17 protein-coding genes and 1 riboswitch are annotated in these 17,070 nt (G+C 72.1%); of the genes, 10 read left to right on the forward strand and 7 right to left on the reverse strand.

Features of this window, described 5'->3' with window-relative positions; genetic code table 11:
- Positions 1-13: 13 nt before the first annotated feature.
- A complete protein-coding gene (locus ACWCQM_RS24335; RefSeq protein ID WP_450917266.1) occupies positions 14-955 on the reverse strand; it encodes an SDR family oxidoreductase in 942 nt (313 codons plus the stop codon).
- A gap of 121 nt (positions 956-1,076) precedes the next feature.
- Between ACWCQM_RS24335 and ACWCQM_RS24340 the strand changes: the two genes are divergently transcribed.
- Entirely contained in the window at positions 1,077-1,643 is a 567-nt protein-coding gene (locus ACWCQM_RS24340) for a TetR family transcriptional regulator (protein ID WP_450917267.1), read from the forward strand.
- Between the two features lie 166 nt (positions 1,644-1,809).
- On the opposite strand, the gene ACWCQM_RS24345 is transcribed toward ACWCQM_RS24340, so the two are convergent.
- A complete protein-coding gene (locus ACWCQM_RS24345; protein WP_450917268.1) occupies positions 1,810-2,598 on the reverse strand; it encodes an IclR family transcriptional regulator in 789 nt (262 codons plus the stop codon).
- A gap of 174 nt (positions 2,599-2,772) precedes the next feature.
- Here ACWCQM_RS24345 and ACWCQM_RS24350 point away from each other — a divergent pair, with 174 nt between their 5' ends.
- The 3 genes from ACWCQM_RS24350 to ACWCQM_RS24360 all read left to right on the forward strand — a co-directional run bounded on the left by ACWCQM_RS24350 (position 2,773) and on the right by ACWCQM_RS24360 (position 6,486).
- Positions 2,773-3,681, forward strand: coding sequence for a 5-dehydro-4-deoxyglucarate dehydratase (locus ACWCQM_RS24350; RefSeq protein WP_450917361.1), 909 nt, complete (start codon positions 2,773-2,775; stop codon positions 3,679-3,681).
- A 91-nt stretch (positions 3,682-3,772) separates the two neighbouring features.
- Positions 3,773-5,110, forward strand: a complete 1,338-nt coding sequence (locus tag ACWCQM_RS24355; protein WP_267080266.1) for a gluconate:H+ symporter — start codon at positions 3,773-3,775, stop codon at positions 5,108-5,110.
- Between the two features lie 47 nt (positions 5,111-5,157).
- Entirely contained in the window at positions 5,158-6,486 is a 1,329-nt protein-coding gene (locus ACWCQM_RS24360) for an enolase C-terminal domain-like protein (RefSeq protein ID WP_450917269.1), read from the forward strand.
- Between the two features lie 112 nt (positions 6,487-6,598).
- Here the strand turns inward: ACWCQM_RS24360 and ACWCQM_RS24365 are convergent, their stop codons facing one another.
- Positions 6,599-7,402 carry an ABC transporter ATP-binding protein gene (locus tag ACWCQM_RS24365; RefSeq protein ID WP_450917270.1) on the reverse strand — a complete coding sequence of 268 codons (804 nt, stop codon included), beginning with the start codon at positions 7,400-7,402 and terminating at the stop codon, positions 6,599-6,601.
- Positions 7,399-7,674, reverse strand: a complete 276-nt coding sequence (locus ACWCQM_RS24370) for an alpha-isopropylmalate synthase regulatory domain-containing protein (protein WP_450917362.1) — start codon at positions 7,672-7,674, stop codon at positions 7,399-7,401. The genes ACWCQM_RS24365 and ACWCQM_RS24370 overlap by 4 nt, the downstream gene beginning before the upstream one ends.
- On the opposite strand from ACWCQM_RS24370, the gene ACWCQM_RS24375 reads away from it, so the two are divergent.
- Entirely contained in the window at positions 7,555-7,878 is a 324-nt protein-coding gene (locus ACWCQM_RS24375; RefSeq protein ID WP_450917370.1) for a hypothetical protein, read from the forward strand. The two genes, ACWCQM_RS24370 and ACWCQM_RS24375, sit on opposite strands and share 120 nt — an antisense overlap.
- A 12-nt stretch (positions 7,879-7,890) precedes the next feature.
- Here ACWCQM_RS24375 and ACWCQM_RS24380 read toward each other — a convergent pair whose 3' ends face one another.
- Positions 7,891-8,868: a hypothetical protein gene (locus ACWCQM_RS24380; RefSeq protein WP_450917271.1), complete on the reverse strand. Its 978-nt coding sequence runs from the start codon at positions 8,866-8,868 to the stop codon at positions 7,891-7,893.
- A 183-nt stretch (positions 8,869-9,051) separates the two neighbouring features.
- On the opposite strand from ACWCQM_RS24380, the gene ACWCQM_RS24385 reads away from it, so the two are divergent.
- Both ACWCQM_RS24385 and ACWCQM_RS24390 read left to right on the forward strand, forming a co-directional pair.
- A complete protein-coding gene (locus ACWCQM_RS24385; RefSeq protein ID WP_450917272.1) occupies positions 9,052-11,325 on the forward strand; it encodes a heavy metal translocating P-type ATPase in 2,274 nt (757 codons plus the stop codon).
- Positions 11,326-11,392: 67 nt separating this feature from the next.
- A complete protein-coding gene (locus ACWCQM_RS24390) occupies positions 11,393-11,845 on the forward strand; it encodes a flavodoxin family protein (RefSeq protein ID WP_450917273.1) in 453 nt (150 codons plus the stop codon).
- 391 nt (positions 11,846-12,236) lie between these two features.
- Here ACWCQM_RS24390 and ACWCQM_RS24395 read toward each other — a convergent pair whose 3' ends face one another.
- Complete coding sequence (locus ACWCQM_RS24395; RefSeq protein WP_450917274.1) at positions 12,237-12,467, reverse strand: hypothetical protein; 231 nt, start codon at positions 12,465-12,467, stop codon at positions 12,237-12,239.
- 358 nt (positions 12,468-12,825) lie between these two features.
- Positions 12,826-13,013: riboswitch (cyclic di-AMP (ydaO/yuaA leader) on the forward strand.
- Positions 13,014-13,015: 2 nt separating this feature from the next.
- Here ACWCQM_RS24395 and ACWCQM_RS24400 point away from each other — a divergent pair.
- Complete coding sequence (locus tag ACWCQM_RS24400) at positions 13,016-13,873, forward strand: transglycosylase SLT domain-containing protein (RefSeq protein ID WP_450917275.1); 858 nt, start codon at positions 13,016-13,018, stop codon at positions 13,871-13,873.
- A 245-nt stretch (positions 13,874-14,118) separates the two neighbouring features.
- A complete protein-coding gene (locus ACWCQM_RS24405) occupies positions 14,119-14,703 on the forward strand; it encodes a hypothetical protein (protein WP_450917276.1) in 585 nt (194 codons plus the stop codon).
- 67 nt (positions 14,704-14,770) lie between these two features.
- Here ACWCQM_RS24405 and ACWCQM_RS24410 read toward each other — a convergent pair whose 3' ends face one another.
- A complete protein-coding gene (locus ACWCQM_RS24410; protein ID WP_450917277.1) occupies positions 14,771-15,664 on the reverse strand; it encodes an SIS domain-containing protein in 894 nt (297 codons plus the stop codon).
- A gap of 404 nt (positions 15,665-16,068) precedes the next feature.
- Here ACWCQM_RS24410 and ACWCQM_RS24415 point away from each other — a divergent pair, with 404 nt between their 5' ends.
- A complete protein-coding gene (locus tag ACWCQM_RS24415; protein WP_450917278.1) occupies positions 16,069-17,061 on the forward strand; it encodes an MBL fold metallo-hydrolase in 993 nt (330 codons plus the stop codon).
- The last annotated feature ends 9 nt before the right edge of the window (positions 17,062-17,070 follow it).

Raw genomic sequence — 17,070 nt, forward strand, 5'->3', positions numbered from 1 at the left:
GCCGGCTCTCCGGTCAGGCGGGCGGAGCCGTGAAGTAGTGGCCCTCGTCCAGGTCTTCGAGCAGTCCCGGCCGCGTCGGCCGCCACCCCGTCAGCTCGCGGGTCAGCGTGCTGGAGGCCGGCACGTCGGTCGCCACGTAGTCGGCCAGCCAGCCGAAGTGGGCGCTTGCCTCCTCCGAGGGGACGGAGACCACGGGCAGGTCCAGACGGCGGCCGATGACCCCGGCGATCTCGCGCAGGGGCACGCCCTCGTCCGCGACCGCGTGCAGGGTCGATCCCGCCGGGGCCTTCTCCACCGCGAGCCGGAAGAGGTGCGCGGAGTCCAGGCGGTGCACGGCGGGCCAGCGATTGGCCCCGTCACCGATGTAGCCCGAGACCCCCTTCTCGCGGGCGATGGCGACCAGGGCCGACAGGAAGCCCGGGTCCCCCTCGCCGTAGTTGGTCGGAGGGAGCCGCACGACCGAGGCGCGGACACCCCGGGAGGCGTAGGAGAGCGCCAGTTCGGCGGTGGCCGCGCGGGTCGCCGGACCGCTGTTCGCGGCGGCGTCCGGCAGGCCCGGACCGTGCCCGTCCCGCTCGGTCAGCAGACGGCCGGACTCCGGCCAGGGAAGGCCGGTCCCGGAGGCGATCACGAGGGGCCGGCCGGAATCCGTGAGCGTCTCGCCGAGCGCCTCGACGACGAGGCGGTCGGTGTCGGCCGCACCCTGGAAGTCCCCGGAGAAGGCGACGTCGTGCTTGAAGGCGAGGTGGATGACGCCGTCCGACGCGGCGGCCCCGCCCCGGACGGTGTCGAGGTCGTCGAGCGTGCCGCGGAGCACCTCGGCCCCGGCGGCGGTGAGGGCGTCGGCCGAGGCGTCGGAGCGCGCGAGCCCCACGACCTGATGGCCCGCGCCGATGAGGCCGGGAACCACGGCGGAGCCGATCCAGCCGGATGCGCCTGTGACGAGAACACGCATGGGAAAGCCCTCCAATTGACCGGACCGTGAGCGCCGCGGGAGTGTGGCGGCGGGTTGATGTCAGTTGATGACATCAACCGTACACCTGATGACAGTGGCTGTCATCGCGTACGATCAAGGCATGAGTCGATGGGAGCCGAACGCGCGCGGGCGGCTGGAGCAGGCAGCGCTGGAGCTCTACGGCGAGCGGGGGTTCGAGCAGACCACCGTGAAGGAGATCGCCAAGCGGGCCGGTCTCACCGAGCGCACGTTCTTCCGGCACTTCGCGGACAAGCGCGAGGTCCTGTTCCCGGGTGACAGCCCGCTCCGGGAGCTGCTGGTCGGCACGGTCGCCGAAGCCCCCGCGTCCGCCCCGCCGATCGACGCCGTGGCGGCGGCCCTGGAGGCCGTCTCCGGCCTGTTCCAGGAGCGGCGGGAGCTGGCCCGGCAGCGCCAGACCGTCATCGCCGCCCATCCCGAACTCCAGGAGCGCGAGCTGATCAAGCTGGCGTCACTGTCCTCCGGACTCGCCGAGGCGCTGCGGCTGCGCGGTGTCACGGAACCGGCCGCGAGCCTGGCGGCCGAGGCGGGGATGGCCGTCTTCAGGATCGCGTTCGCGCGCTGGATCACCGAGGACGGCGGCCCCGACTTCTCCGTGTTCGTCCATGAGTCGCTGGACGCGCTGAAGGCCGTGACCGCCGGCCGGTGACGGTGCGGGTCGGTCCCCTGCGGCCGGTGGCCCGCGGCTGTTTCAGTGCCGGTCGGACGGCGGTGATGGCGCGCGTCTCCTGCGGCCGGTGGCCCGCAGCTGTTTCAGTGCCGGTCGGACGGCGGTGATGGCGCGCGTCTCCTGCGGCCGGTGGCCCGCGGGTGGTTCAGCGCCAGTCGGGTGCGCCGGGCGCGGGTGACCTGGCGCTCTCGATCTTCGACCTGATCTCCCGCATGACCGCCACGACCCGGGCCTCGTGCTTCGCGCCGAGCCGCGCCACCGGCACCGAGCAGCTGATGGCGTCCACGGCCGGCGCGTCGTAGCGCAGGGCGAAGCCGAAGCCGGCGATGCCGGTCACCGTCTCCTCGCGGTCGATGGAGTAGCCGCGCTCGCGGATCGCGGCGAGGTCGGCCAGCAGGGTGGCGCGCTCCGTGTGCGTGTTCCCGGTGAGGGCCTCCAGCGGGCCCTCGGGGAGCGGCAGCCGGTCCTCCGGGTGCTCGGCGAGCAGCGCCTTGCCCAGTGCCCCCGCGTGGGCCGGGATCCGGCGCCCGACGCGGCTGATGGTGCGCAGGTACTCGTGGGACTCACGCGTCGCGAGATAGACGACGTTGGGGCCGTCGAGCCTGGCCAGGTGGATGGTCTCGCCGAGCGCGTCCGACGCCTCGTCGAGAAACGGGCGGGCCGCGCGCACATGAGGGTCGCTGTCCAGATAGCTCGTCCCCGTGTGCAGGGCGCGGATGCCGATGCCGTACAGCGAGCCCGTCGTGTCGGTGCGCACCCAGCCGCAGTCGACGAGGGTCCGCAGGAGCTGGTACATGCTGCTGCGCGGTACGCCCAGTTCCTCGGCGAGTTCGTCGAGCCGGGCCGGCCGGTCGCCCCGGGCGGCGAGGAGTTCGAGCAGTGCGACGGTGCGGGACGCCGACTTCACGCCACGGACACCCCTGTTCTCCGGCATGGGCACATCCTAAATCCGCGCTGTCGCACCCATTGACCCCGTCGCGTTCACCCGCTTAGCCTCCGTTCTCATACATGTACGCCATCTGCATATGGGGATGAGATTGTGGAGCGGTTCAGTGCGGAACGGTCCGGTGCGGAGACCGGGGAGGTCGTCGAGCGGCTGCGCGAGGGCATGGCGGGCGGGGTGCTGGCCTTCCCCCTCACGAGCTTCCGGGAGGACGGCGGCCTCGACCTGGACGCGTACCGGAGGTATCTGACCGCCCAGGTCGCCACCTCGCCCGGAGCGCTCTTCCCGGCCTGCGGCACAGGGGAGTTCAGCGCGCTGGACGAGGACGAGTACCGCGCGGTCGTCACCGCGGCGGTCGAGATCGCCGGCGGCAGGCTGCCCGTGGTCGCGGGGACCGGCTACGGCTGGGCGCAGGCCCTGCGCTTCGCCCGTATCGCCGAGGAGGCCGGCGCCGACGCCCTGCTCGTCCTGCCGCACTACCTCGTCGCCGCCCCGGAGGACGGCCTGGTCGAGCAGCTCCGCCGGATCGCGGACGGCACCCGGCTGCCGCTGATCGCCTACCAGCGCGGCCAGGTCACCTTCACGCCCGACGGCGTGCGCCGGATCGCGGGCATCCCCACCGTCGTCGGCCTCAAGGACGGGCACAGCGACCTCGACCGGCTCCAGCGCCTCACGCTCGCCGCGCCCGAGGGCTTCCTCTTCTTCAACGGCGCCGCCACCGCCGAGATCCAGGCGCGCGCCTACGCCACCGTCGGCGTCCCGGCCTACTCGTCGGCCGTCCACGCCTTCGCACCCGAGATCGCCGACGCCTTCTTCACCGCCCTGCGCGAAGGCGACGACCCCGCGGTCACCGCACTGCTGCGCGACTTCTACGTCCCGTTCGTCGAACTGCGCGACCGGGTGCCCGGATACGCCGTGTCCCTGGTCAAGGCGGCTGCCCGGATGCGAGGACTGCCGGTCGGGCCCGTACGCGCCCCGCTCACCGACCCCGGCCCCGAGGACCTCGCCGTCCTGGAGGCCGTCCTCGACGCCGGGCTGAAGCTCGCGGGCGCCGAGCGCCCGCGCACCGCCTGAGCCGCCCCCCACCGCGCCGGACGGCGCCAGGGCCGAAAAGCCGCCGCGGTCCGACAGCTCGACACGCTCCACAGTTCAAAGGGGAACTGACATGCCGCTCCTCGTGGTCGGGATCAGCGTTCTTGTGCTGCTGCTCCTGATGACCCGTACGAAACTCAACGGCTTCGCCGCACTCCTCCTCGTGGCGGTGGGCGTCGCTCTCGTCCAGGGCATCCCGGCGGTCGAGATCCCGGACGTCCTCTCGGCGGGCATCGGCGACCAGATCGGCGACACGATGCTCACCATCGGCCTCGGCGCCATGGTCGGCAGGGTCATGGGCGACTCCGGAGCCGCCCAGCGGATCGCGGGCAGACTGCTCGACACCTTCGGGCCGCGCGGCGTCCAGCTGGCCATGGTGGTCACGTCCATGCTCATCGGCGTGACCATGTTCTACGAGGTCGCCTTCATCATCATCGTGCCCATCGCGTTCACGCTCGTCAGGGTCACCGGTGTGAACCTGCTGTGGGTGGGCCTGCCGATGTCGATCTCCCTGTCCACCATGCACAGCTTCCTGCCGCCGCACCCCGGCCCCACCGCCGTGGCGGCGACCTTCCACGCCTCCGTCGGACACACCCTCTTCTACGGCCTCTTCATCGCCGTACCCGCCGGTGCGCTCGTCGCCCTCCTCTGGCCGCGCCTGCCGTTCGTGAAGGCGATGAACCCCTCCATACCCAAGGGCCTGGTCAGCGAGCGCGAGTTCACCGACGAGGAGATGCCCGGCATGGGCTGGTCCCTCTTCGTGGCCCTCTTCCCGGTGGTCCTGATCGCCGGCGCCGCCGTCACCGACATGGCCACCTCGGGCGAGAACGCGTTCCTGCACGGGGTCGCCTTCATCGGCTCGGCACCGATCGCGCTCCTGCTGGCGCTCCTCCTCGCCATCTGGGCCTTCGGGCCGCGCATCGGCCGCAGCCTCGCCGACGTCAGCGCCTCCTGCACCTCGGCGGCCCAGGCGATGGCGATGATCCTGCTGGTCATCGGCGCGGGCGGTGCCTTCAAGAACGTCCTCGTCGAGGGCGGGATATCCGACTACATCAAGGAGATCACCGAGCACTGGGCGATCTCGCCGATCATCCTGGCCTGGCTCATCGCCGCCATCCTGCGCATCGCCCTCGGCTCGGCGACGGTCGCCGTGGTCACCGCGTCCGGCGTGGTGCTCCCGCTCCTCGCCGGCAGCGGCACCCACCCCGAGATGATGGTGCTCGCCGTCTCGTGCGGATCGATCGCCTTCTCCCACGTCAACGACCCCGGATTCTGGCTGTTCAAGGAGTACTTCAACCTCTCCGTCATCCAGGCGATCAAGGTCCGTACCGGCTACACGACCGTGCTCGCGGTCCTCGGCCTCGGCGGCGTCCTGGCGGCCGAGTGGGCCCTCGACACCCTCAGCCTCTGAACCACCCGTTCCCGTCCGCCCCCTCGTACCCAAGGAACCCGACCAGCATGAGCCAGCCGACCGTCACCCACTTCGCCGTCTATCCCGTCGCGGGCCGCGACAGCATGGAGCTCAACCTCTCCGGCGCCCACGGCCCCTTCTTCACCCGCAACATCGTCGTCCTCACGGACTCGCAAGGCCGTACGGGACTGGGGGAGGTGCCCGGCGGCGAGAAGATCACCCGGACGCTGCGGGACGCCGAGCCGCTGGTCGTCGGAGCGAAGGTCGGCGACTACAAGCGCGTCCTGCGCGAGATCGGCAGCCGCTTCGCGGACCGTGACTCCGGGGGGCGCGGAGCACAGACCTTCGACCTGCGGACCACCGTGCACGCCGTCACCGCCGTCGAGTCGGCGCTGCTCGACCTGCTCGGCCAGCACCTCGACGTGCCGGTCGCGGCCCTGCTCGGTGACGGTCAGCAGCGGGACTCCGTACGGGTGCTGGGCTATCTCTTCTACGTCGGCGACCCCGACCGCACCGATCTGGAGTACGTCCGCGAACCCGGCTCCGACGTCGAGTGGTACCGCGTCCGCCACGAGGAGGCCCTCACCCCCGAGGCGATCGTCCGCCAGGCGGAGGCCGCGTACGACCTCTACGGCTTCCGGGACTTCAAGCTCAAGGGCGGGGTCCTCGCGGGTGCGGAGGAGGTCGAGGCGGTGCGCGCGCTCAAGGAGCGCTTCCCCTCGGCGCGGATCACCCTCGACCCGAACGGCGCCTGGTCGCTGCGCGAGGCGGTCGAGCTGTGCTCCCCGCTGGTCGGCACGCTCGCCTACGCCGAGGACCCCTGCGGTGCCGAGGGCGGCTACTCGGGGCGCGAGGTCCTCGCCGAGTTCCGCCGCGCCACCGGCCTTCCGACGGCGACCAACATGATCGCCACCGACTGGCGGCAGCTGACCCACGCCCTGGCCCTCCAGTCGGTCTCCATCCCGCTGGCCGACCCGCACTTCTGGACGATGCAGGGCTCGGTGCGTGTGGCCCAGCTGTGCAACGCGATGGGGCTGACCTGGGGCTGCCACTCCAACAACCACTTCGACATCTCCCTCGCCATGATCACGCACTGCGGTGCGGCTGCCCCCGGCGACTACAACGCCCTGGACACGCACTGGATCTGGCAGGAGGGCCTGGAGCGGCTCACCGTCACCCCGCCCCGGATCACCGACGGCGAGATCGCCGTCCCCGACGCCCCCGGCCTGGGCGTCGAACTCGACATGGACCGCCTCCTCGCCGCCCACGAGCTCTACAGGAAGGAGGCCCTGGGAGCGCGGGACGACGCCGCCGGCATGCAGTTCCTGGTCCCCGGCTGGACGTTCGACGCGAAGCGGCCCTGCCTGGTGCGATAGGCGGGTGCGCCGGTCCAGGGGCCGGGCGGGGCCGTGCGGGACGGATGCCCGGCCGTACCTCGTCGACCCCCGGGCCCGGGAGCCGCGAGGTCCGCGCCCCCGCCCGCCCCGTTCAGCCGCGCCGGAGGCCGGTCCGTACGCTCCAGCGGCCCTCGAAGCGGCTCAGGCGGAACGGATGGCCGAAGCAGGTGCTGGCCGACTCGCTGGTCAGCACCTCGTCGGCACGGCCGGAGGCCAGGCAGCGCCCGTCGCGGAGCAGCATCACATGGGTGGTGCCGGGAGGCAGCTCCTCCAGATGGTGCGTGACCAGGACCGACGCGAGCTCCGGCGACTCCCGCTGAAGCGAGTCGATCCGTTCGATCAGCTGCTCCCGGCCCGCGACGTCCAGACCGGTCGCCGGTTCGTCCAGGAGCAGCAGCCGCGGGCGCGGCATGAGCGCCCGCGCGATCAGCGCGCGCCCCCGTTCGCCCTGGGAGAGGGTCGGCCACCGCGCGTCGCGCCGGGCGGCGAGTCCGAGCAGCTCGACGAGGCGTTCGGCCAGGGCCAGCCGGCCCTCGGTCGGGCTCCAACGGGGCACGCGTTCCACGCTGTTGGTCAGGCCGGTCAGGACGACGTCCTTGACCTTCAGCGGCGAGCGCAGCGCATGGCGCGGGTCCACATGCCCGACGTATGTGCGCAGCTGACGCAGGTCCACGCGGCCCAGCTGATGGCCCAGCACCTCGACGGTGCCGCGGGTGGGGTGCGTGAGGGCTCCCAGGAGGCCGAGCAGGGTGCTCTTGCCCGCGCCGTTGGCGCCGAGCAGAGCCCAGTGCTCACCGGCCCGCACGGTCAGCGACACCTCGCTCAGGATGGGACGTCCGTCGCGGACGATGTCCACGTCCCGCACACGGAGCACCGGTGGGGCTTCGGTCGTCACCCCTGGCTCCCCGCCCGGTTGACGGCGGACATGACGGCCTGGACGGAAGCCGTCAGGACCGAGGTGTCCCAGCCGGCCCCCCAGCTCGTGACCCCGTCGACCCGGCACCGGGCGTAGGCGACAGCGGGACTCCCCGGACCGGTCGCGGTGGAGTGCTGGGAGTACCCGAGGACGTCGACCGTGGTCCCGGCGGCACGCAGAGCGCTGGTCAGCGCGGCCAGCGGGCCGTTTCCCGTCCCCCGGCACGTGCGGACCGCGCCGCCGGTGCCCAGCTCGCAGCCGAATTCGTGCCCACGCTGCGCCGGGGGCTGATCGACATGCTGGAGCTGCTCGCACTGCGGTCGGGCGACCCCGGCCACGGCGACGCGGGCCACGCCGCACTGGTGGACGCGGTCGTGCGGGGCGACGGCGAGGCCACGGGCCGCACGCTGCGCGAGGAGCTGGAGGAGACGCTGGCCCGGCTCCGGTCGCTGTAGGGCCGACGGCCCCTACTCCCCGTGCGGGTGGGCCGGGCCCTCCTCGTGGCCGTCCGTGGGTCCGGTCGGCGCGGGGGTCCTGGCCGGGCCGCCCGGAGCCTGCGTCTCCCCGGCGTGCACCGTGAAGGCCACCGTCCGGACGGTGCCCTCGTGCTTGAAGTCCAGGAACAGGCGGTACGCGGCCGGGCTCGGCGCGGTCGCCATGAACGAGACGTCCGGGCCGGACGCGGTGACGCCGTCGCCCGGTTCGCCGTCGGGGTGGACATGGAGGTAGGCGAGGTCACCGGCGCGCAGGGCCACGAGGTGTCCGTACGCCCCCAGATAGGGCTGGAGGTCGGTGACGCGTTCGCCGTCCTTGCGCACGGTGAAGGTGAGCCGCTCCGGAGCGTCGGGGCGAAGCGTGCCGTTCAGCGAGACGGTGTATCCGTCGACGGTGGCGGCCGGTGCGGGCTTCGGCAGCTCCGCCGCCTTGTACGGGCCGGAGACCGCGAGGTCCGTCCCCAGGGTGAGGCCCGTGGCGTTCTTCCCCGCCGGTGTGAAGTCGGCGAAGACCCGGTAGTCGCCCGCCCTGGGCAGGCTGACCGGGGTGCTCCAGGTGCCGTCGGCCGCCCGGACCGGGTGCAGGTGACGGTAGGTGGCCAGGTCCCGTGAGGCGAGGATCAGATGCAGTTCCTTGTCGTGCTCGCGCTGGAACGCGGTGACCGGCTCGCCCTCCCGGTCGCGGATGGTGAAGCGCAGCTCGCTCTTCCCATCGGCCTCCAGGCGCGGGGTCCTCAGGTCCAGCGTGTAGCCGCCCTCGGAGACCTGGAGCCCGCCGGCCGCCGGCGCCGCGGCGCCGTCACCGGCGTGCCGGGCGCCGCTCTCGCTGTGGTCCGCGCGCTCGGAAGGCCCGGGATCACCGGGCCCGGCCACGGCGCCCACCCCCCAGGCGGCACCGAAGGACGCCGCAAGCGCGGCGGTGAACGCGGTCATCTTCGCGGCGGTTCTCATGACTGCTCCTGACGTCTGCGCGGAGGGCCCGCGGCGGTCCGACATCCTGAGCGTATACCCTCCAGGGGTATCTGCAAGCTGCCGCGCGACGCTTGCGAAGATACGGGGTGGGGGTATATCTCTTGAGGCGAGAGAGATACCCACCAGGGGTATACTTGGTCCCGTTCGAACGAGGAGCAGGAAATGACTCCCACGACTCCCGGAGCCACCCGGGTCGAGCTCGCGATCGGCGGCATGACGTGCGCCTCGTGCGCGGCCCGGATCGAGAAGAAGCTCAACCGCATGGAGGGTGTCGAGGCGACCGTCAACTACGCCACGGAGAAGGCGAGAGTCACCTTCGACGAGGACGTCTCGGTCGACGACCTGATCGCCACGGTCGAAGCCACGGGCTACACCGCCCAGCCGCCGGCCCCGGCCGCCCCCGTGCCCGGCGAGGGCGCCGCGCCCACGGCCGGGCAGGCGGACGACGAGCGCGCCGACGCCGAGCTGAGGTCACTGCGCGAGCGGCTCGTCACCGCCGCCGTGCTCGCCCTGCCGGTCGTCGCGATGGCGATGATCCCCGCCCTCCAGTTCGAGTACTGGCAGTGGCTCTCCCTCACACTCGCGGCCCCGGTCGTCACCTACGCGGCCTGGCCCTTCCACCGCGCCGCCTGGACCAACGCCCGGCACGGCGCGGCCACCATGGACACCCTGATCTCGGTCGGCACGTCGGCCGCCTTCCTCTGGTCCCTGTGGGCGCTCTTCTTCGGAACGGCCGGGATGCCGGGCATGACGCACCCCTTCGCATTCACGATCGCGCGGGGGGACGGTGCGGGGAACATCTATCTGGAGGCCGCCGCGGGCGTCACGGCCTTCATCCTGGCCGGCCGGTACTTCGAGGCACGCTCCAAGCGCAAGGCGGGCGCCGCCCTCAAGGCGCTCATGGAGCTGGGTGCCAAGGAGGTCACCGTCCTGCGCGACGGCCGTGAGCTCACGGTGCCCACGGCCGCTCTGGGCGTCGGCGACCGCTTCCTCGTACGCCCCGGGGAGAAGATCGCCACGGACGGGACCGTGGTCGAGGGCTCGTCCGCCGTGGACGTCTCGATGCTCACGGGTGAGTCGGTCCCCGTCGAGGTCTCCGCCGGGGACTCCGTCACCGGTGCCACCCTCAACGCGGGCGGACGCCTGGTCGTCGAGGCCACCAGGGTCGGCGCCGACACACAGCTGGCGCGGATGGCCCGGCTCGTCGAGGCCGCCCAGAGCGGCAAGGCATCGGCCCAGCGCCTGGCCGACCGGATCTCCGCGGTCTTCGTGCCGGTCGTCATCGGGCTCGCGCTCGCCACGCTCGGCTTCTGGCTCGGCTCCGGCGCCGGCCTCACCGCCGCCTTCACGGCCGCCGTCGCCGTACTGATCATCGCCTGCCCCTGCGCCCTGGGGCTCGCCACCCCCACCGCCCTGCTGGTCGGGACGGGGCGCGGAGCCCAGCTCGGCATCCTGATCAAGGGCCCCGAGGTGCTGGAGACCACCCGCAGGGCGGACACGATCCTCCTCGACAAGACCGGCACGGTCACGACCGGCCGGATGACCCTGCTGAAGGTCCGCACCACCCCGGGCACGGACGAGGACCAGGCCCTCCGCCTCGCGGGCGCGCTGGAGCACGCCTCGGAGCACCCGGTCGCCCGGGCCGTCGCCACGGGAGCGGTCGCGGCGGTGGGCACCCTGCCCGCCCCCGAGGACTTCGCCAACGTCCCCGGGCTCGGCGTCCAGGGAGTCGTCGACGGGCACGCCGTCCTCGTCGGCCGCGAGAAGCTGCTGAGCGAGTGGGCCATCGAGCTCCCCGAGGAGCTCCGGGCCGCCAAGGACCGGGCCGAGAAGGCCGGCCGGACCGTCATCGCGGTGGCCTGGGACGGTGAGGCCCGCGCCGTGCTGGAGGTCGCCGACGCGGTCAAGGACACCAGCGCGGAGGCCGTCCGGCGGCTGCGCGCCCTCGGGCTGACGCCCGTCCTGCTGACCGGCGACAACCGCACGGTCGCCGAGGCCGTCGCCGCCGAGGTCGGCATCGCCGAGGTCATCGCCGAGGTCATGCCGCAGGACAAGGCCGACGTCGTCAGGAAGCTCCAGGCCGAGGGCCGCAGCGTCGCCATGGTCGGGGACGGCGTCAATGACGCCGCCGCACTCGCCCAGGCGGACCTGGGTCTGGCCATGGGCACCGGGACGGACGCGGCCATGGAGGCCGGGGACCTGACGCTCGTACGGGGCGACCTGCGCGCCGCCGCCGACGCGATCCGGCTCTCCCGCAGGACGCTGGGCACGATCCGCTCGAACCTGTTCTGGGCCTTCGCCTACAACGTGGCGGCCCTCCCGCTCGCCGCGGCGGGCCTGCTCAACCCCATGATCGCCGGAGCGGCCATGGCCTTCTCGTCGGTCTTCGTCGTGGGCAACAGCCTGCGTCTGCGGAGCTTCCGCGCGGCCGGCTGAGCGGGAGCCCGGGCCGCCGCCCGTCCCGGTTTGCCTCCGGGGGACGGGGACGGCAGGGTTCACAGGTGTGGCCACTCTGCTGATCGTGCATCACACCCCCTCGCCCAACTGCCAGGCGCTGTTCGAGGCCGTCGTCGCGGGGGCGACCACGGACGACATCGAAGGCGTACGGGTCGTCCGGCGCGCCGCGCTCTCGGCCACGGCCTCCGACGTGCTCGCCGCCGACGGCTATCTGCTGGGCACTCCGGCCAACCTCGGCTACATGTCCGGCGCCCTCAAGCACTTCTTCGACCAGGTCTACTACCCGTGCCTGGACGGGACGCGGGGACGGCCGTTCGGCTACTACGTCCACGGCGGCAACGACGTCACCGGCGCCGTACGCGGCATCGAGTCCATCACGACGGGGCTCGGATGGCGCCGTACGGCCGACGCCGTGACCGTCACAGGAGAACCGGCCAAGGCCGACACCGAGGCGTGCTGGGAGCTCGGCGCGACGGTCGCCGCCGGGCTGATGGAGTGACGACGCGCCACGTGTGAGGCGTGTGAGGCCGCCGCGGTCTGCCCGGCCCCCGCGATCCGGATCGAGGACTGACGGGACGGCCCCACGCCGGGGCCGAGGACTGACGGGACGGCACCCACGCCGGGGCCGAGGGCCGCCACGGGACGAGCAGCAGCTTGCCCGCGGTGGCCCGGGACCCGATGTCGCGGTGTGCCCGCTCAGCGTCCTTGAGCGGTGGCGCCGCCCGGTCCCGGGCAGCAGGGCCCCCTGCCGCACCAGGTCGAAGAGCTCCGCGCTGGGGTGCCCCGGGCGGCGCCACCCCGCAGGCCCCGGCCGGGGCCGCTTCCCAGGCCCGGTGCGGAGCCGGCGCGCCTCCCGCGCGAGCCGGCCCGCCCCGGGCTTCGCCTTCCCGTCAGTGCGGCCGCCACCTGAGCTTGCCGCCGCCCACCCAGCGCACCGAGGCCGGATCGTCGAGGTCGTGGACCGGGATCCCCGCCGCCGAGGCGGCGATCAGCACATCCGTCATGGCGGTCGCCCGGCCGACCACCTCCCCGTCGATCTCGACGATGCGGAAGGGCGGGTCGCCGGGCTGGACGGGCAGGACGGTGATCCGTGGGTACGAGGCGTAGGGGTTCTCGGTCATGCGTGGATCGATTCCACGCGGTGTCGGACGGTATGCCCATTGATGCGCGATCTGAGGCATCTGCCCGATTTGGATCGCTTTCTTGAAATTGATCCCGTAATCCATAAAAGGCCATTTCGTGTGACCTGGGGACCTTCAAGGGGGAGCAAAACGCCCTAATCGGACTCCGTGACCAGCGTCACCTGACAAGCCGCGGACGCCCGGACGGAGCGGCCGGTTCCCTTCTGCGCCAAGAAGAGTTGTCGGCGCCGTGTGCGATGGATTACATGAATTCCTGTGAATCGATCTTGCCGGTGAATTTTGATCACGAGATCGGGCTTGTTCGTTTCCCTATTTCTCGCCTACGGTCACCATCACTCCGGATGGAACGCCTAATCCTGCCGCCGTCCGGGAACCCGACCACTTCTCGTACGGCAGGAGCGGGGGACCCAAGTAAGCGCCGATCCGGTATCCGGAGCGGCTCGGGGTGAAGTCGCATTCACGTGCGGCCGGGCATCTCCAGCCCGAACCCGACAGCTCACTTCGTAGGCGACGGAGAGGAATTCAGCATGCCCGAAAACGGTAAGCACCGTCGTTCCAGGACCAGTTCGCTGACTCGCGGCGTCATCGCCGTGACCACGGGTGGAGCCGCTCTCGCCCTTCCCGTGTTCGGCGCGACCGGTGCCTTCGCCGCCCCGGCCCAGCCGACCGCCGTCGAAAAGGCGGCCACGTCGACTTCCGTGTCCGGAAAGGGAATTGCCGCGAAGAAGTCGGGCTCCACCACCTATTCCGTGATCTTGGGTGACACGCTTGCCAAGATCGCCCGCGAGCATTCCGTGAGCGGTGGCTGGAAGGCCCTGTACGAGGCCAACGAGAAGTCTGTCGGCGGAAATCCCGACCTGATTCACCCCGGTCTGAAGCTGACCGTCGGCGGCAAGGCCGAGAAGAAGTCGGCCGACACGTCCGAGAAGAAGGCCGACAAGGCCGCCGACCGTACCGAGAGCGCCGACCGCGCCGACCGTTCGGAGCGCACCAGCACCCCGATCGCCGCGGAGGGCGCTCCCGCCGCCGCCGAGGCCGCCCCCGCCGCCGAGCCGGCCGCGTACACCGACGACCTGGACGGCTGGATCAAGGAGTCGCTCGCCATCATGGCCGAGCACGGCATCCCCGGCAGCTACGAGGGCATCCACCGCAACATCATGCGTGAGTCCTCCGGCAACCCCCAGGCCATCAACAACTGGGACTCGAACGCCGCCGCCGGCATCCCGTCGAAGGGCCTCCTCCAGGTCATCGACCCGACCTTCCAGGCCTACCACGTGCCCGGTACGTCGACGGACAGCTACGACCCGGTCGCCAACATAACGGCCGCGTGCAACTACGCCGCCGACCGGTACGGCTCGATCGACAACGTCTTCGGGGCCTACTGAGCCCCGAGGGCACATGACCCGCTGACGCGCGAGGCGTGACGGCGGGAACAGAGTGACGGACGGCAGAGACGGGTGGTACGGGTTCGGCGGAACCCGTACCACCCGTCTTTCGTGTGCGCACACCTACTCCGGTGCCCTCGTGCCCGGCCGTCACGTCGTGCCCGGCGGTTCCCGGGTGCGCGACGACAGGCCGGTCGGGACGCGTTGACTGGTCTCGTACAGGTTCGTCGTCCATACTGCCCGCCGTGGAGCAGCGCATAGATTCGAACACCAAGCCCGAGTTCGCCGCGGGGACAGACCCGGCGTTCATCCCCGGCCTGACGGCCCCTGTCGCCGCGCGAACGGGGGCTGAGGCGGAGGCGGAGAAGGCGGCGCCCGAGGGGGTCCCGGAACCGGAGGACGCGGTCGTGCTCGCGGCCGAGGACGCCGAGGAGCCGGAGGAATCCGGCGACGCGGGGGAGTCCGGGAACGACGCGGACTCCGGCGCTGTCGCGGACGCCGTCGCGGACACGGAAGCCGGCGTGGAGCGCGAGGGTTCCGACGGCGAGGACGGACCCGTCTTCGAGGTCAGCGACCGGCGCGGATCCATCCGGGTGGACGCCACGGGCGTCCGCTTCACGCTGGACGACCAGGAAGCGGAGTTCGACTGGTCCGAGATCGGCGCGGTCGAGGTCAAGACCGGCCGTTTCGGACGCCGGTTCACCGTGACCGTCCACCTGTCCAGCCGCCGGTGGTTCAACGCCGAGGTCGAGGCCGAGGCGCGGAGCAGCCTCAAGGAGTGGACGGCGGATCTCGACGCCGCGCTGGACGCCCACTTCGAAGAGGGCTGACCCGCACGGCCGTCGCCGCGTACCGGGCCGCCCGCCGGCCCGGTACGCGGCATGCCGTGACGCGGGGTCAGGCTCCCGGCGCCCCTTCGAGTACGACCGACCGTGTCAGATGGCGCGGCAGATCCGGGTCGAGTCCCCTGGCCACGGCGCGGGCGACCGCCAGCCGCTGGACGCGCACCAGGTCGGCCAGGGGGTCCAGGCCGCTCTCCACCCACCGGGCCCCCGTCGCCCGCACCTGTTCCGCCAGGCCCTCCGGTGCCGCGCCGAACATCCAGGTCGCGGTGCCGGCCGTGGCGATGCTGATCGGGCCGTGGCGGTACTCCATCGCCGGATAGGACTCCGTCCAGGACAGGGACGCCTCCTTCATCTTGAGCGCCGCCTCGTTGGCGATCCCGACCGTCCAGCCGCGCCCCAGGAAGCTGAACTGGGTGCACTCCAGCACCCCGTCGGGAAGCGGCTCGGCGAGCGCCTGCTCCGCGTCCCGTACGACCTCGTCGGTGTGCAGCCCGAGGTGGGCGCGGAACAGGGTCAGGGCCGTGGTCGCGAACCGCGTCTGCACCACGGACCGTTCGTCGGCGAAGTCGAGGACGACCAGCTCGTCCGCCGCGTCCGTCACCGGGGTGTGCGGGTCGGCGGTCACCGCCACGGTCCTGGTGGTGCCCCGCAGCCGGTTCAGCAGGCCGAGGACCTCGGTGGTGGTGCCCGACCGTGTCAGCGCGACGACCCGGTCGTACGGCCTCCCGAAGGGGAACTCCGACGCGGCGAACGCGTCCGACTCGCCCTGCCCCGAGGCCTCGCGGAGGGCGGCGTACGCCTGCGCCATGTAGTACGACGTGCCGCAGCCGACCACGGCGACGCGCTCACCGCCGGCGGGCAGGGCCGCCGCCCGGTCGGCGGCGACATCCACGGCACGGCGCCAGCACTCCGGCTGGCTCGCTGTCTCGGTCTCGACAAAGGACATGTGCGCACTCCGCTTCCGCTGCTGCTCGCACCCGAGGGGTGGGCTGGGTGAAATCGTCGCCGGTTTGCTCAATTCTGCATGTTACATGGGTCAATCGAGCAAGAACAAGCAAAGGGTCGCCGGTTCCGTGCGCCGTGGTACGGCTGTTTTCGGCCAAGCTCGGTGGGTAGTCGGCTCATTCGGGTTCTGTCGTTCCGGGGTGGGTATCTGTCGCGAGCCGTGAACGCGCGGGGTGACATCCCGGCCATCGCGTGGGAAATCCTCCGATCGGCCGATGGGCCGAGACGCCGGACCGTCACCGCCGGGCGGCGGGCGGCGGGAGTCAGGGTCGATTTCGCGTCACCGGGTCTGTGTGTTGGCCGAGTTCGAACGCGCTGACGGATCGTGGTCGGCATAATCGCCCCATGCCGATCACGGGTGGGGACGTCGTCGACCTCGGCGCGGGCTTGTACGCCTGGCTGCCGCCGAAGCGGGGCTGGGGCCTGGCCAACTGCGGCCTCCTGGTCTCGCAGCGCGGCGCGCTGTGGATCGACACCCCGTACGACCCGCTGCTGGCCGGGCAGTTCCTCGTCGAGAGCGAGAAGCGACTGCCCGACGGAGTGAGCATCGACCGGGTGATCGTGACCCATGCCAACGGGGACCACTTCTGGGGCGCGGGCGTGCTCCCGGACGCGGAGATCATCGCGACCCGGGAGGCCCGGGAGCACATCCACTACGACCCCACGCCCCGGCAACAGCACGCACTGGTGGCCGGAAGCGACCCGGCGACCCCCCTCGGCGCCTATCTCGGCCGCCATTTCGGCGGCTTCGACTGGTCGGCCACCGAGGAGGTGCTGCCGACGACCTACTTCACGGGCGAGCTCGAACTGACCCTGGGGGAGCACACGGTCCAGGTGACGTCCCTCCCGCCCGCGCACACCACGGGCGACCTGATCGTCCATCTGCCTGCCCAGCGCACCGTGTTCAGCGGCGACATCGTCTTCGCCTCCACCGAACGGCAGCCCGGGGACCACCCGGTGCACTGGGCCGGCCCGCTGAGCAACGTGATCGACGCCTGCGAGCGTGTGCTGGCCACCGGGGCCGAGGTGATCGTGCCCGGCCACGGACCGGTGCTCGATCCGACCGGGGTACGGGAGCACATCGGCTACCTCGCGTACGTACGCGAACGGGCCCACGCCCTCCACGCGGCCGGTGTGCCCGCCCTGGAGGCGGCCCGCCGGGTGATCCGCGAGGACCGCTATCCGGCGCTCGGCCTGCCGGAGCGCCTGGTGGTGACCATCGGGAGCGAGTACCGCCACCTGGACGGCTCCGAACTGCCCGGCGTCCTCCAGGTCATGGCCGACGTGGCGGCCGTCGCCCACGAGACCGGCACGGTGTGTACCGGCGAGCCGGCATGACCGCGGGCC

This window comes from Streptomyces sp. NPDC002125 (genome assembly GCF_053593715.1).

Coding starts and splice junctions, on each gene's coding strand:
- ACWCQM_RS24335 (WP_450917266.1), bottom strand. CDS start 955: ATGCGTGTTCTCGTCACAGGCGCATCCGGCTGGATCGGCTCCGCCGTG.
- ACWCQM_RS24340 (WP_450917267.1), top strand. CDS start 1,077: ATGAGTCGATGGGAGCCGAACGCGCGCGGGCGGCTGGAGCAGGCAGCG.
- ACWCQM_RS24345 (WP_450917268.1), bottom strand. CDS start 2,598: ATGCCGGAGAACAGGGGTGTCCGTGGCGTGAAGTCGGCGTCCCGCACC.
- ACWCQM_RS24350 (WP_450917361.1), top strand. CDS start 2,773: ATGGCGGGCGGGGTGCTGGCCTTCCCCCTCACGAGCTTCCGGGAGGAC.
- ACWCQM_RS24355 (WP_267080266.1), top strand. CDS start 3,773: ATGCCGCTCCTCGTGGTCGGGATCAGCGTTCTTGTGCTGCTGCTCCTG.
- ACWCQM_RS24360 (WP_450917269.1), top strand. CDS start 5,158: ATGAGCCAGCCGACCGTCACCCACTTCGCCGTCTATCCCGTCGCGGGC.
- ACWCQM_RS24380 (WP_450917271.1), bottom strand. CDS start 8,868: ATGAGAACCGCCGCGAAGATGACCGCGTTCACCGCCGCGCTTGCGGCG.
- ACWCQM_RS24385 (WP_450917272.1), top strand. CDS start 9,052: ATGACTCCCACGACTCCCGGAGCCACCCGGGTCGAGCTCGCGATCGGC.
- ACWCQM_RS24395 (WP_450917274.1), bottom strand. CDS start 12,467: ATGACCGAGAACCCCTACGCCTCGTACCCACGGATCACCGTCCTGCCC.
- ACWCQM_RS24400 (WP_450917275.1), top strand. CDS start 13,016: ATGCCCGAAAACGGTAAGCACCGTCGTTCCAGGACCAGTTCGCTGACT.
- ACWCQM_RS24410 (WP_450917277.1), bottom strand. CDS start 15,664: ATGTCCTTTGTCGAGACCGAGACAGCGAGCCAGCCGGAGTGCTGGCGC.
- ACWCQM_RS24415 (WP_450917278.1), top strand. CDS start 16,069: ATGCCGATCACGGGTGGGGACGTCGTCGACCTCGGCGCGGGCTTGTAC.